Annotated in this window: 12 protein-coding genes; 2 read left to right on the top strand and 10 right to left on the bottom strand. The window is 70.3% G+C overall.

The window, feature by feature from the left end; translation table 11 throughout:
• Positions 1-934, top strand: a 934-nt coding sequence (locus VN378_RS10820; RefSeq protein ID WP_325743588.1) for a DUF6607 family protein, incomplete at its 5' end; no start/stop codon positions are given.
• Here VN378_RS10820 and VN378_RS10825 read toward each other — a convergent pair.
• From VN378_RS10825 to petA, 6 genes are all read right to left on the bottom strand, one after another.
• Entirely contained in the window at positions 931-1,320 is a 390-nt protein-coding gene (locus VN378_RS10825) for a RidA family protein (RefSeq protein ID WP_325743589.1), read from the bottom strand. The two genes, VN378_RS10820 and VN378_RS10825, sit on opposite strands and share 4 nt — an antisense overlap.
• A 13-nt stretch (positions 1,321-1,333) precedes the next feature.
• Positions 1,334-2,959 (bottom strand): M28 family peptidase, encoded by a 1,626-nt coding sequence (locus tag VN378_RS10830; RefSeq protein WP_325743590.1) that lies wholly within the window; start codon positions 2,957-2,959, stop codon positions 1,334-1,336.
• A gap of 185 nt (positions 2,960-3,144) precedes the next feature.
• Entirely contained in the window at positions 3,145-4,812 is a 1,668-nt protein-coding gene (locus VN378_RS10835; protein ID WP_325743591.1) for a M28 family metallopeptidase, read from the bottom strand.
• A 134-nt stretch (positions 4,813-4,946) separates the two neighbouring features.
• A complete protein-coding gene (locus tag VN378_RS10840) occupies positions 4,947-5,819 on the bottom strand; it encodes a cytochrome c1 (RefSeq protein WP_325743592.1) in 873 nt (290 codons plus the stop codon).
• A gap of 8 nt (positions 5,820-5,827) precedes the next feature.
• Entirely contained in the window at positions 5,828-7,156 is a 1,329-nt protein-coding gene (locus VN378_RS10845; protein WP_325743593.1) for a cytochrome b, read from the bottom strand.
• An 11-nt stretch (positions 7,157-7,167) separates the two neighbouring features.
• A complete protein-coding gene (gene petA / locus VN378_RS10850) occupies positions 7,168-7,710 on the bottom strand; it encodes a ubiquinol-cytochrome c reductase iron-sulfur subunit (protein ID WP_325743594.1) in 543 nt (180 codons plus the stop codon).
• 197 nt (positions 7,711-7,907) lie between these two features.
• Here petA and VN378_RS10855 point away from each other — a divergent pair, with 197 nt between their 5' ends.
• Entirely contained in the window at positions 7,908-8,354 is a 447-nt protein-coding gene (locus VN378_RS10855) for a tRNA (cytidine(34)-2'-O)-methyltransferase (RefSeq protein WP_325743595.1), read from the top strand.
• 9 nt (positions 8,355-8,363) lie between these two features.
• Here VN378_RS10855 and VN378_RS10860 read toward each other — a convergent pair whose 3' ends face one another.
• From VN378_RS10860 to VN378_RS10875, 4 genes are all read right to left on the bottom strand, one after another.
• Positions 8,364-9,158, bottom strand: coding sequence for a TlpA disulfide reductase family protein (locus VN378_RS10860; protein WP_325743596.1), 795 nt, complete (start codon positions 9,156-9,158; stop codon positions 8,364-8,366).
• The gene (locus VN378_RS10865) at positions 9,155-11,248 is read right to left on the bottom strand and encodes a TonB-dependent receptor (protein ID WP_325743597.1); all 2,094 of its coding nucleotides are present in this window, start codon (positions 11,246-11,248) and stop codon (positions 9,155-9,157) included. Before VN378_RS10865 ends, VN378_RS10860 begins: the two co-directional genes overlap by 4 nt.
• Positions 11,249-11,338: 90 nt before the next feature.
• Positions 11,339-11,722 (bottom strand): DUF2946 family protein, encoded by a 384-nt coding sequence (locus VN378_RS10870; RefSeq protein ID WP_325743598.1) that lies wholly within the window; start codon positions 11,720-11,722, stop codon positions 11,339-11,341.
• An 86-nt stretch (positions 11,723-11,808) separates the two neighbouring features.
• Complete coding sequence (locus VN378_RS10875) at positions 11,809-13,077, bottom strand: dipeptidase (protein ID WP_325743599.1); 1,269 nt, start codon at positions 13,075-13,077, stop codon at positions 11,809-11,811.
• Positions 13,078-13,557: the final 480 nt, after the last annotated feature.

Here is a 13,557-nt window from a genome sequence, read left to right on the forward strand (position 1 = left end):
GGCCCAGACCGCGCCCGACCCAATGCCGGCCCAGGCCCCCGCCAGCCGGTTCGAGCGCGACCGCCAGTCCATCCTCGCCCAGGCCGGCCAGTGGCGGGTGCGGTTCGACATGCGCGAGACCGTCAGCTTCCGCGACGACTATGAGCCGCTGGAGGAGAAGCTGTCCGCCGGGAATGAGATCGTCCGCGTCGTCTACGACGACGGCGACCGCATCAGCCTGCAGCACATCCTCGTCATGGCCGACGACAACGGCAATTCCCATGTCATCAAACACTGGCGTCAGGACTGGGCGTACGAGCCCGAGGCCGTCCTGACCTACGCCGGCCCCAACCGCTGGACCCTGACCCCGGTGCCGGCCGACGAGCGGCGCGGCGCCTGGTCCCAGACCGTGTGGCAGACCGACGACAGCCCCCGCTATGGCGGCGTCGGCCGCTGGAGCGACGACCACGGCATGAGCCAGTGGACCAGCGGTCCGACATGGCGTCCGCTGGCCCGCCGCGACGCCATCCGCGACACGCCCTACGACCGCTATCTCGGCTCCAACCGCCACGCCCTGACCCCGGCCGGCTGGGTCCACATCCAGGACAATATGAAGATGGGCCCGTCCGAGGGAGACGGGGGCGAGGCCGCCGCCATCGTCCAGGAGGATGTGATCAACACCTACCGCAAGGTCGACAACTACGACCCGATGCCCGGCGACGCCTACTGGGCCGCAACGAAGGACTACTGGGCCGCCGTGCGCGCCGCCTGGGACGAACGCATCCAGGCCGGTGGCGGCCTGTACCTCGAGGAAGAAGCCAACCGAGGGGCCGTCACCGGCAAGCCCCTGATGGACTGGGCCGTCGACGTGCAGGAAGGCCGGCTGACCACCGGCGCCGCCGCCGAACAGGCCCGCGCCCTGATCGCCCGGGCGACGGTGGCTCCGGCCGCCTAGGCCGCCGCGACCGCCTCGATCTCGACCAGCCAGGCCTCGTCGAAGATGCCGGTTACGATCACGGTCAGGGCCGTCTGGCGGCCGCCCAGCCGGCGGATGCGGACCTCGCGGTTCTCCAGCGCATGGGCCCGGTCCGACAGGAAGGTCGTGACCTTGACCAGATTGTCCAGCGTCATGCCCGCAGCCTTCAGCTGGGTCTCGACATTGTCCCAGACCTGTTCGCACTGGCCGACGAAATCCGACGCCAGCGAGCCGTCGGGCGCGACCGGAATCTGGCCGGACAGAAACAGCCACCGCGTCGCCCCGCCGACTTCCGCCGCCTGCGCATAGGCGCCCTCCGCCGGGGGCGACCCGTCTCCGGTCAGCGGACGAATGACGGCAGCCACCGACGCCTCCGTCCTACTGGCGCGCGGCGTCCGAGCGGGCGCGCACGACGGCGAACTCCGACGTCGGCTTCCAGCCCGGCCAGTCGCCGCTGTTCGCGAGGTCCAGACCCAGATGGTACAGCAGGGTCAGGTTCTCCACCGCCGAGGTCAGGTCCCAGTCCGCCGACCATTCGTCGGAGGCCCTGTGATAGTCGGCCGCAAATTTGGCGCGCCACGTGGCCTCTCCCGCCTCACGTCCGCCGTCGACCCAGTCCCACCCATGCCACGGCATGATCGCCGGCACGCCCATACGGGCGAACGGGAAATGATCCGAGCGGTAGTAGAAACCCTCCTCCGGCATGCCGTCGTCCGAGACATAGCGGCCCAGCGGCTCGGCCAGGGCCTGAAGCCGGTCTTCCAGTTCGTTCTGTCCCTTGCCGAAGATCGGCACGTCGCGGGTGGCGCCTGACAGCGGCAGCATGTCGATGTTGATGTCGGCCACCGTCGTCTCCAGCGGATACACCGGGTTGGCGGCGTAGCCGTAGGCGCCCATCAGCCCCATCTCCTCGGCGGCCATATGGGCGAAGACGATCGAGCGTTTCGGCGCCGGCGCCGCCTTGATCTGCCGCGCCATCTCCAGCACGCCGATGGTGCCCGAGGCGTTGTCCCAGGCTCCGTTCCAGATGTTGTCGCCGGGCGCGTTCGGATGCTGCGCGGCGCCGCCGACATGGTCCCAGTGGGCCGAATAGATGATCGTCTCGTCCGGGTGCTCCGTCCCCGGTATGCGCGCCAGCAGATTGTGGGTGACCAGGGTCTCGATGGTCTCTGCGGCCTCCACCGACAGGCTGACGCCCGGCAGGGCGACGGCCTTGAACGAACCGTCCGCGATATTCGGCAACTGGCTGATGTCCAGACCGGCGGCGGCGGCCCAGGCGGCGGCCGTGTCGTGCGGGATCGCGCCCGAGAACTCCAGATCGGCCGCGCCCGGCGTCAGGGTTCGGGAGCGTGCGGCGCCCCGCAGGGCGCCCTGCCACATCGGCGAGGCCGCGGGCTGGGGCGCCAGGGTGATGATGCCGATCGCGCCGCGGCGGAAAGCCTCGTCGGCCTTCGAGGCGCCGGACTGGTAATTGGTCGCGTACTCGCCGTTGAACCGCTCACCGTCGGGCTCCCCGCCGACCACCACCACGACCTTGCCGCGCACATCGATGTCGCCGTAGTCGTCCCACTGACGTTCGGGGGCGTAGATGCCGTGGCCGACGAAGACGACGCCCGCATCCCGGATCGAGGCCCGGCCGTCATTGGTCGCGGCGCGCACGATGATGTCCGTCCCCGGCGTCAGCGGATGAACCTGTCCGTCCGGCCCGGTCCAGCTGGCCGAGGCTGCGCCGGCGACGGGGGTATAGCGCTTCAGCTCGACCGGCTGCAGCCACCGGCCATCCGGACCGCCGGGCTCCAGCCCGATGGCCTCGTACTGGGCCTGCAGCCAGGACAGGACCATCCGCTCGCCCTCCGTCCCCGGATAGCGGCCCTGGTATTCGTCGGCGCTGATGGTCCGGATGTTGTCGCTGATCCGTGCGGCCGAGAAGTCCTGGGCCGAGGCCATGCCGGCCGCAAGCAACACGGCGGCGACGGCCGCGCCGCCCATCATCTTGCGAAACATAGGTGAGCTCCAACCCCGGGTGACGGCGCGCACTCTAGGGCGGCCCTGCAGGACCGCCCGTTAAGTTTTGGTCATGTCGCCGCTGCGCTGGTCCCACCGCGTGCGCCCCCGGTATCAGTGAATCGTGCTGGTGAGCGATTGAGTGCGCCTGCTCACCCCTTGCTCACCCACACTGACACTCGCCCCTAGCGGCGCTGGCTCGCGCTCGGCGCGCGCGCCGGGCCGAATTCCGAGCCCGGCATCCACTCGGGCCAGTCGCGGCTGTTGGCCAGATCGCGGCCGATGTTGAAGATCAGCTCCAGATCCTCGACCTGGCCGCGCAGATCCCAGTCGGCCGACCATTCGTCGTCGGCCTGGTGATAGCGGCGCGAACCGTATTCGTCGCGGGCGGCGGTGCGGGCGGCGACCGGTTCGTCGCGGAAGTCGCCGCCGCCGTCGACATAGGCCATCGGCACGCCGCGCTTGGCCAGCGGGAAGTGGTCCGAGCGGAAATAGCTGCCCGAGGCCGGATTGCCGTCCGGCCTGGCGTTCCGTCCCTGACGCGTCGCCGCGGCGGTGACGCGGGCGTCCAGGTTCGACTGGCCCGAGCCGATGATGTCCACGTCGGCGACCCGGCCATAGACGTTCATGGCGTCCATGTTGAAGCCCGCCACGGTGGTGGCCAGCGGATAGATCGGGTTGGCGGCGTAGAATTCCGAGCCCAGCAGGCCGCTCTCCTCGGCGGTGAAGCTGATCATCACGATCGACCGCTCGGGCCGCGGGCCGGCGGCCCACAGGCGGGCCAGCTCCAGCAGGCCGGCGGTGCCCGTCGCATTGTCGACGGCGCCGTTGAAGATGGCGTCGCCGTTCGCGTCAGGCTCGCCCACGCCGATGTGGTCCCAGTGGGCGGTGTACAGAATGGTCTCGTCCGCATGGGTCGAGCCCGGCAGGCGGGCGATGACATTGTGGGTGACGACCCGGCTGGTCGCCACGTCGAACATGCCGCTGAAGGTCGCGCCGGCCAGTTCGACCGGACGGAAGTCGCGGCTGCGGGCGCTGGCCTTCAGCGCCTCGAAGTCCTGGCCCGCGCGCCGGAACAGGTCGACGGCGACGTCGCGCTGCAACCAGGCCTCCATCGGCACGCGTTCGGCCGCGGCGTTGGCGCGGACGATGTCGAACTGCGGGCCGGACCAGCTGTTCTGCACCGTGGCCCAGCCATACGAGGCCGGGGCCGTCTCGTGCACGATGATCACGCCGGCGGCGCCCTGGCGCGCGCCCTCTTCGTATTTGTAGGTCCAGCGGCCGTAATAGGTCATGGCCCGGCCGTTGAAGGTGTCCAGCGCCGGCTCCTCGAAGTCGGCGTCATTGACCAGCACGACGATGATCTTGCCGCGCACGTCCACGCCCTTGAAGTCGTCCCAGTTCCGCTCGGGCGCCTTGATGCCGTAGCCGACGAAGACCAGCGGCTTGTCGGTCAGCGCGACCTGGCTGCCCGGCAGACGGGTCGAGATGGTGATCTGCTGGCCCTGGGTCAGGGGGATGGCCTCGTCCCCGACCTTCAGCTGGACGCCCCGGAAGTTGGAGGCGGTGAAGCGGTTCAGCGCCACGTCCTGGGTCCACGACCCGTTGGCGCCGCCGGGCTGGAACCCGGCCGCCGCATACTGTTCGCTGAGGTAGCGGATGGTCCTGTCCTCGGCCGGCGTGGCGATGCCGCGGCCCTGGTATTCGTCGCTCGCCAGCACGCGCACATGCTCGGACAGCCGCGCGGTGTCGAAGGTCGCGGCGGGCGAGGCGGCGCCCCCGCCTTCCATGGTGGCGCAGGCGGACAACAGGGCGCCGGCGGCGAGCACGGCGGCGGTCGGGAACAGACGCATGGACGGATACACCCTCGGTCGATGACAGGACGGGGCGGACCCTAGGGCGCCGCTTTCAGACTGTCGATGCACGCGAAAAACCCGCCGGAGCCCTGCGGCCCCGGCGGGTCATTTCGTCAGCCACATGAGCGTCCCTAGTGGGCGACACCCTGCCAGATCCGGCGGTAGCTCACATAGGTCACGCCCGCGAACAGGAACAGGAAGATCAGCACGCCCAGACCGGTCTGCTTGCGCTGGACCTGCTTGGGATCCGAGGCCCAGGCGATGTAGGCGGCCACGTCCTTGGCCATCTGGTCGACCGAGGCGACGGTGCCGTCGTCATAGGTCACCTGGCCCTCCATCAGCGGGTTCGGCATGGCGATGAAGCCGCCCGGCGGCACATGGGCGCCCTCGGGCATGAACGGCGTCAGGTCGCCGGCCATGTAGATGTTGTAGTTCTGGCCGGGACGGATCTGCAGATCGGCTGGCGGCGTCCGGTAGCCGGTCAGCAGCGAATAGATGTAGTTGGCCCCGCCGTGACGGGCCTTGGCCATAACCGACAGGTCGGGCGGCGCCGCCCCGCCGTTGGCCGCCGCGGCGGCCGTGGCGTTCGGATAGGGGCTGGGGAAGCGGTCGGCGGCGGTGCCATCGCGCATCAACGGCTCGCCGGTTTCCGTGTCGATGTCCGCGATCTGGACTTCCTTGGCCAGCGCCTTGACGTAGCGGTTCTCGGCCGGATTGGCCTGATGCGCGTCGTAGAAGGGCCCGCCCGGTTCGGCCAGGGTGCGGAAATGCATGAGGTTCATGCTGTGGCAGGAGGCGCAGACCTCGCGGTAGACCTTGTAGCCCCGCTGCAGCTGCCCCTGGTGGAAGGCGCCGAAAGGACCGTCGAAGCTGAAGCCGCCGTCGCGCAGCTTGTGCGCTGCGCCCGCGGCCTGCGCCGGCTGTGCGGCGAAGGCCAGGCCGGCGGCGGCCGCGATCAGGACCAGGGTCTTCTTCATGGCGCGGATATTCGTCTGGAGGGTCATGGTCGCGATCAGCCCTTCTTCTCGGGCGAGGCCGGGGCCGCCGCCGTCATGGCGTCGCCGCCGGACAGCACCGGTTCCGAGATCGTCGCCGGAACGGGTTTCGGGGTCTCGCGCAGGCCGACCAGCGGCATGATGATCAGGAAGAAGGCGAAGTAGTAGAGCGTCGCCACACGGGTCAGCCACAGATAGCTGTTCAGGTCGCCGTCGATCAGGACGAAGGTCTTGAACGTTCCGATCACCGGCGCGTCCGGCAGCTGCGCCCCGCACCAGCCCAGGATCAGGCCGACCAGAACGAAGATGACGAAGAAGGTCCGCATGGTCGGGCGATAGCGCATCGACCGCACCTTGGACGTATCCAGCCACGGCAGGACGAACAGCACGCCGATCGAGCCGAACATGGCCAGCACCCCGCCGAACTTGTCGGGGACGGCCCGCAGGATGGCGTAGAAGGGCAGCATGTACCACTCTGGCACGATGTGCGCCGGGGTCTGCAGCGGATTGGCCGGGATGTAGTTGTCGGCGTGGCCCAGGGCGTTCGGCATGAAGAAGACGAACACGGCGAACAGGATCAGGAACAGCACGATGGCGAAGCCGTCCTTGACCGTGAAATACGGATGGAACGGCACCGTGTCCTTGGCCATGCGATCCTTCGGGATCAGGATGCCGACGGGGTTGTTCTGACCGGCATGGTGCAGCGCCCACAGGTGCAGCACCACGCAGCCGGCGATGACGAACGGCAGCAGATAGTGCAGCGAGAAGAAGCGGTTCAGGGTGGCGTTGTCGATCGCCGGGCCGCCGCGCAGCCAGATCAGGATCGGCTCGCCGACGACCGGGATGGCCCCGATCAGATTGGTGATCACCTCGGCGCCCCAGTAGGACATCTGGCCCCACGGCAGGACGTAGCCGAGGAAGGCGGTGGCGATCATCAGGAAGAAGATCAGGCAGCCGACGATCCAGATCATCTCGCGCGGCGCCTTGTACGAGCCGTAGTACAGCCCCCGCAGCATGTGCAGATAGACCGCGACGAAGAACATCGAGGCCCCGTTGGCGTGGGTGTAGCGGATCAGGTCGCCGCCGTTGACGTCGCGCATGATGCGCTCGACCGAGGCGAAGGCCAGTTCGGTGTTGGGCACATAGTGCATGGCCAGGATCACGCCGGTGGCGATCTGGATCACCAGGCAGAGGGCCAGGATGCCGCCGAAGGTCCACCAGTAGTTGAGGTTCTTCGGGGTCGGCAGCGACATGTAGTCGGCGCCGAAGCGGATGATCGGCAGGCGGCTGTCAAACCACTTCTCGATGCCGGTCCTGGGGACGTAGGTGGATTCGTGATCGCTCATCGGTCTCGCCCTCAGCCGATCTTGATGCGGGTGTCGGAGAGGTAGTCATACTCCGGCACGACGAGGTTCTTGGGCGCGGGGCCCTTACGGATGCGGCCCGAGGTGTCGTAGTGCGAGCCGTGGCAGGGGCAGAACCAGCCGCCGAAATCGCCCGCTCCGAACGTGGGGATGCAGCCCAGGTGGGTGCAGTTGCCGATCAGGACCAGATACTGCTGATGCCCGGCCTTGATGCGGTCGGCGTCGGTCTGCGGGTCCTTCAGGGCCGAAAGCGGCGTCGCCACGGCTTCCTGGATTTCCCGGGGCGTGCGGTAGCGGACGAAGACGGGCTTGCCCTGCCACTTGATGACGACCTGCTGGCCCTCCTGGACCTTGCTCATGTCGAACTCGATCGACGCCAGCGCCAGGGTGTCGGCGGCGGGGTTCATCGAATTGACCAGCGGCCAGACCATCATGGCCCCGGCGCCGACAGCGGCCGCGCCGGCCGCGATGTGGATGAAGTCCCGGCGGGAGGCGTCGCCGCCTTCACCGTTCTCAGTCACGACCGATTCGGCCACGTCTTACTCCTCGTACGCCGCGATCCGCGCCCGAAAGGGGGTGCGGCGGGAAACGGCATGGATGCTTTAGCGGCTTCCCTTCGGTCTGGCCCGGCCCGGCGTTGCGGCTCATCGCCGCAAACTGCGCCGCCTCCTTGAGAAACAGTCGCAATTCGAGCCGCGACAGGCCCCCGGGCCGCGCGTATGAGGGCCTTAGAATGCGTCTCGCCCTTTTTCAACCAGCCATTCCGCAGAACGTGGGCGCCTGCATCCGCCTGGGCGCCTGTTTCGGGGTGGAACTGCATGTGATCGAGCCTGCGGGCTTCCGGTTCGACGACCGGGCCATGAAGCGCGCGGCGCTGGACTACGGCCCCCTCGGACACATGATCCGGCACGCGGACTGGGACGCCTTCCAGCGCGATCGCGGCCCGGGCCGCCTGATTCTGTTCACGACGAAGGGGGCGACGCCCCTGAACGAATTCGTCTTCCGGCCGGACGATGTCCTGCTGTTCGGCAGCGAACCCTCCGGCGCCCCGGACTTCGTGCACGAAGCGGCGGACGCCCGGGTGGTGATTCCCATCCGACCCGAAGCCCGCTCGCTGAACCTGTCGGTCAGCGCCGGCATCGCCCTGTGGGAAGGGTTGCGCCAGACAGACGCGGCCTGACGTCGCCGTCTACTTCAGGCGAGCGATTTCCGCCTCGATCTGTTCGGGCGCGACCTCGCCGACGTGAACCTTCGCCAGCCGGCCGTCCGGGCGGAGGAACAGGGTGACGGGCAGCCCCGCCGCGCCGTAGTGGCGCGGCGCCGCCATGGCCCGGTCCAGCAGCACATTGTCGATCTCGAGCCCGGCTTCCTCCAGCCAGCCGGCGACCTTCGCCTGCCCCTCGCCCTGGTTGACGAACAGGAAGCGGACCTCGGGATGGGCGTCCTGGGCCCGCGCCAGCGCCGGCATCTCGCGGCGGCATGGCGGGCACCAGGTCGCCCACAGATTGATGACCGTCGGCCGCCCGTCGACGGTGGCGAGGTTCACCGCCCCGCCCTCCAGATCGGCCAGGACCATGGCCGGCGCCGGCGTCGGTTCCGTCCCCGCGGTCAGCCTGGCCGTCGCGGTCCCGGCCAGGGCGCAGGCGATCACCGGGGCGGCCGCCCACAGCATCAGCCGCCGCTCGCGCAGCATGAGCGCCGCGGCGACGGCGACCGGAGGCAGCGCCCAGACCCAGAGAAAACCGCCCTGCCACACCGCCAGCGCCCTCAGCGGGTCGTCGGCGAAATAGCTCCAGTGGACGGCCACATGGGCCAGGCGTGCTCCGCCCAGCCCCGCCAGCACCGCCGCCGTGCTCCAGCCATTGAAGCGGGCGCTGACCCGACTCGCCAGCACGCCCGAGCCCAGCAGGAAGACGGCGACGCCGACGATGATGGCGAATCGCTCGCCGGACAGGACCAGCGGCCCCACTTCGATCGCATTCATCGCAGGGCCGCCTTCAGCGTGACGAAGGCCCCGCGGCCGGCGCCGGGCAGGCGGTCGCCCAGGGCGACATCGGACTCCGCCACCCGGTTCCGTCCCGCCAGATGGGCGCGATAGTCGCGGTCGAACAGGTTCTCGACACCGGCCTCCAGCTTCAGATCCGGCCGCAGACGCCACTCGCCGCGCAGGTTGACCACGGCGTAGCCGCCGCTCGGCGTCTCGTCATTGCCGGCCGAGACATGGCTCTGGCGCAGCGTTCCGGCCACCTCGGTCCCGACGGACCAGTCCGTCTCGTCCCAGGTCGCGGCCAGCCGCAGGGTCGGCGGGGCGATCCGGTAAAGGTCGTCGCTCACGTCCCGGCGCTCGCCGCGCACGAGGCTGGCTGCGCCGTCGAGGCGAAGCCGGTCGGTGACCTGCAAGCCGAAGTCCATGTCGAAGCCGTACAACTCGGCATCGACATTGGCGAAACGCAGCGGCGTCGGGTCCCCGCTCATGGCCGCGACCATCTCGACCCGGGTGTCGGCGACGCCGGGGGTGGCGTCGAACGGCACGCCCTGGATGTAGTCGTCGACGCGGCGATAATAGACCGTCGGACGCGCCCAGGCCGGCCCGCGCCGCCAGTCGAATCCGCCCTCGACGATCCACGCCGTTTCCGGCCGCAGACCCCGGTCCCCCACGTAGATGTTGCCGTCGGCGAGGCCTCCGCTGGCCTCGGTCGGCATCCACGAGAACCGCTCGACCCCATTCGGCGCCCGCGTCTTGCGCGCCAGGGTCAGGCGCGGCGTGACCTCGCCGAGGTCGCGCCAGAAGCGGGCGGCCAGGTCGACCGTCCCGCCGCTCCAGTCCCGGTTCCCCGCGTTGAAGGCGGCCGCCAGCAGGGTCGGCCCGGCGGGCACGGCCGGGCCCGTCGAGGCCTCGCCCGCCGAGGCCCGGTGGGCGTCGGCCCGCACGCCCAATTCCGCCTCGACACCCCTGAGCGCGCCGCGCCACTCCAGGTGACCCCCGACGCGGGACACCTCGATCCCGGGCAGGGAGGTCACGAGGAAGTTCGGGTTGTCCGGATGGGTGATGGTCACCGACTTGTCGGCCTGTTCGAAGTCCGCGCCGACGCCCAGGCTGCGCGTGGGCGTGCCGAAGACCAGCCGCGCCTCCCCGACCAGGGTCTCCGCGTCGGCCAGCGAGAGTCGCCGCATCGAGGCCATGGCCGGCGCCGGACGCAGGCTGTAATTGTCCATCCCGTGCTCGACCCGGGTATGGCCCAGCGACGCCTCCACCCGCACCGTCGCCTCCGCCGGGCTGGCGAACTTCAGGCGGGCGAAGTCGGTGTCGAAATATTGGATGTCGAGGGCGAACGGCGGCGTTCCGGTCGGGCCGGTCTCCTGCGCCCTCAGGTCCAGCCCCAGGTCTCCCGCGCCTGAGCGCCAACCGGCCGAGAGCCCCCAGGTGTCCCGCCGGAAGCCGCTGTCGCGCACCACGCCGCCGGGGAAGCGCATGTCGCCGCCGGTCTCCCAGGCGCCCAGCAGATTGATCCGGAAGCGGTCGCTGGCCATCCCGGCCACGCCGCCGAAGCTGCGGCCGTCGTCGACCGAGCGATAGCCGGCGGACAGATCCCAGGCGGGGACGAAGGCTGCTGCATCGCCGAAGCCGACCTCCTTCAGCCGGGCGTTCACCCCGCCGGCCAGGGCCGGGCCGTTGCGCACCGGGCTGATGCCGCGGTCGACCTCGACGCTGGCGACCAGCGGCATCGGCGCATAGTGCAGCGGCGGGTCCATGGCGTTGGGGCCGCCGCTGTGGAAGCGCTGGCCGTTGACGCGGGTCAGCACCCGCTCGCCGAACAGGCCCCGGTACTGGACCTGGCCGGACAGGCCGCCGTTGTCGATCAGGGCCGCGCCCGGCAGGCGGGCGACGAGGCCGGCGCTGTCCGGCGCCGCCGCGGCTGCGCCCTCCGGCCGGACAGAGTGGATCGCAGTGTCGGGACGCACGCCGGTGACGATGATCTCATCGAGCAGGGCGGCGTCCTGCGCGTGGGCGGGAACGGCGGCCATCAGGGGCGCGCCGAGCAGCAGGGCGCAGGCCCCGGGGGTCATTCTCATGGTCTTGGACTCGATCTGAAGGTCGCCGGTCGGGCGACAGGAAGGGACCGCACGTCCGTCAACGACGGGGCGGACCGGCAGGGACTGGCTTCAGATCGGCAGGGGCGGGGCGCGCGCCGGCGGAGGCGGGCCTTCGGAGCGCTCGGCCGTGGGCGGATCACGAAGGGCGGGCGCGGTCGCGTGGCCGAAGGCCACGATCGGGGATGGTGGCAGCGGCGGAGGGTCGGTCGGGCCCGCCCTCGGCGTGGCGGCGGCGAAGACGCAGACCGACTCGGAACCGTCAGATCCTTCGTCCGGGTCGGGGCCGCCGTCGGTTCCGACGGCTCCGGCGGAGCCGCAGATCTCCAGATGGAAGGCGTTCCCGCCCGCCTCCGGCATATAGCCGGCCGGAATCAGGGCCCGCAGGATGACGGCGAACAGCAGGGCGAACAGCGTCGCCGCGAATCCTGCCGAATGGCGTCCCCGTTGGTACATGGCTCGCCTTCGACCCCGCACGGACGCCACGCAACGCGGCAGGTCGTCGCGCACGTGGCCCCCGGGGGGGGGGCTGGGCCGCGCGGCTATTCGGGCGGGCCGTCCGCGGGCAGGGTCGCCAGACCCGGCCGCTCGCCCTTCCTGCCCGCCGCCACGGCCTCGACCGCGCGCATGACCCGCAGCAGGTTCTCCCCGGCCAGCTTGCGGATGTCCGCCTCGGTCCAGCCGTTCGCCATCAGGGCGGCCAGCAGGCGGGGATAGCCGTCCACCCCCTCCAGCCCGACCGGCAGCGCGTCTACCCCGTCGAAGTCGCCTCCGAGGCCGACGTGATCGATCCCTGCCACGTCGCGCACATGCTGGATGTGGGCGACCACGTCGGCGATCGTCGCCACCGGGATCGGGTGCGCCGCCGTCCACGCCTCCAGCCCCTCGGCCGCCGCCTTCGGATCGCCCGGGTTCAGCGACTTCAGCCGCGCGTCCTCGGCCGCCCGCGCGGCGTTCCAGGCCCGCACCGTCTCCGAGACGAAGCCCGGCACGAAGGTGACCATCACCACCCCGCCGTCCTCCGGCATCAGCCGCAGCACGCTGTCGGGCACATTGCGCGGATGGGCCGTCACCGCCCGCGCCGAGGAGTGGGAAAAGATCACCGGCGCCCCGGACACCCGCATGGCGTCCAGCATCGTCTCTTCCGAGACGTGGGACAGGTCGACCATCATCCCCAGCCGGTTCATCTCCTTCACCACCTCCTCGCCGAACGGCGACAGGCCGCCCCATTTCGGCGCGTCGGTGGCGCTGTCGGCCCATGACGTCGTCCTGCTGTGGGTCAGGGTGATGTAGCGGGCCCCGGCGTCGAAGAACTCGCGCAGCAGGCCCAGGGAATCATCGATCGAATAGCCGCCCTCCATCCCGACCAGCGAGGCGATCCTGCCGCGACGATGGATGCGTTCGATGTCGGCGGCGGTCGTGGCCAGCTCGAACGCCCCGGGATGGGCGGCGACGATCCGCTTGACGGTGTCGATCTGTTCGAAGGTCGCCACCGCTGCATCGGGCGGGCTCATCGAGGCCGGCACATAGACCGACCAGAACTGGCCCCCGACGCCGCCGGCGCGCAGGCGCGGGATGTCGGTGTGCAGATCGGTCGAGGCCTCCAGATTGGCGGCCAGGTCGACGGCGTAGGGATCGTTCCCGTGCCCCTGCCGCAGCGCCCACGGCAGGTCGTTGTGGCCGTCGATCAGGGGCGTCCGCTCCAGAATCCGCCGCGCCCTCGCCTCCCCCGCGGCATCCGGCGCCTGGGCCAGAACCGGGCCCGCCGTCAGAACGGCGGCGACCGTGGTCAGAAGGACGGTGCGGATCATGGAGGCTCTCCGGAACGATGACGGCGGACAGTGGCAGACGCGACGGTGTTGGCAAAGGCCACGACGCCGTCTCCGTCTCCTCCCCACGCCGTGGGGAGGGGGACCCCGAAGGGGTGGAGGGGTCGAAGCAGGGAGCGCGGTCCGGCGCCCCTCCACCGCGGAGCCTGTCCTCGGGCTCGCCGAAGGCGAGGCCCGGGGGCGGTCCCCCTCCCCATAGCCTTCGGCGACAGGGAGGAGACAGATGACGCTACTCACGAATCTATAGTCGGGTTGGCGGGAAAATATCCCGCCTCTTCAACCTCTTCCGCTTTTCCCGAACTGAATCATCAGCACCGGCCCGGGCGGCCCCATACTATTTGCATCCCGTCGCGGGGGAGGGCGTCTGGCGCCAGGGCCATCGCGTGCGGCGGGGTGTGATCGTTGCGGGACGCCGCAGGTCGCCCTCGGGCGGCCGGTGGCGGAACCGGACCGCGCTGGGGG

The organism is Brevundimonas sp. (assembly GCF_035561115.1).
Lineage (GTDB): Bacteria > Pseudomonadota > Alphaproteobacteria > Caulobacterales > Caulobacteraceae > Brevundimonas.

Excerpts from the sequence above, each read along its gene's own strand:
- VN378_RS10830 (WP_325743590.1), bottom strand. The coding sequence starts at position 2,959 with ATGTTTCGCAAGATGATGGGCGGCGCGGCCGTCGCCGCCGTGTTGCTT.
- VN378_RS10835 (WP_325743591.1), bottom strand. The coding sequence starts at position 4,812 with ATGCGTCTGTTCCCGACCGCCGCCGTGCTCGCCGCCGGCGCCCTGTTG.
- VN378_RS10840 (WP_325743592.1), bottom strand. The coding sequence starts at position 5,819 with ATGACCCTCCAGACGAATATCCGCGCCATGAAGAAGACCCTGGTCCTG.
- VN378_RS10845 (WP_325743593.1), bottom strand. The coding sequence starts at position 7,156 with ATGAGCGATCACGAATCCACCTACGTCCCCAGGACCGGCATCGAGAAG.
- VN378_RS10855 (WP_325743595.1), top strand. The coding sequence starts at position 7,908 with ATGCGTCTCGCCCTTTTTCAACCAGCCATTCCGCAGAACGTGGGCGCC.
- VN378_RS10860 (WP_325743596.1), bottom strand. The coding sequence starts at position 9,158 with ATGAATGCGATCGAAGTGGGGCCGCTGGTCCTGTCCGGCGAGCGATTC.
- VN378_RS10865 (WP_325743597.1), bottom strand. The coding sequence starts at position 11,248 with ATGAGAATGACCCCCGGGGCCTGCGCCCTGCTGCTCGGCGCGCCCCTG.
- VN378_RS10870 (WP_325743598.1), bottom strand. The coding sequence starts at position 11,722 with ATGTACCAACGGGGACGCCATTCGGCAGGATTCGCGGCGACGCTGTTC.
- VN378_RS10875 (WP_325743599.1), bottom strand. The coding sequence starts at position 13,077 with ATGATCCGCACCGTCCTTCTGACCACGGTCGCCGCCGTTCTGACGGCG.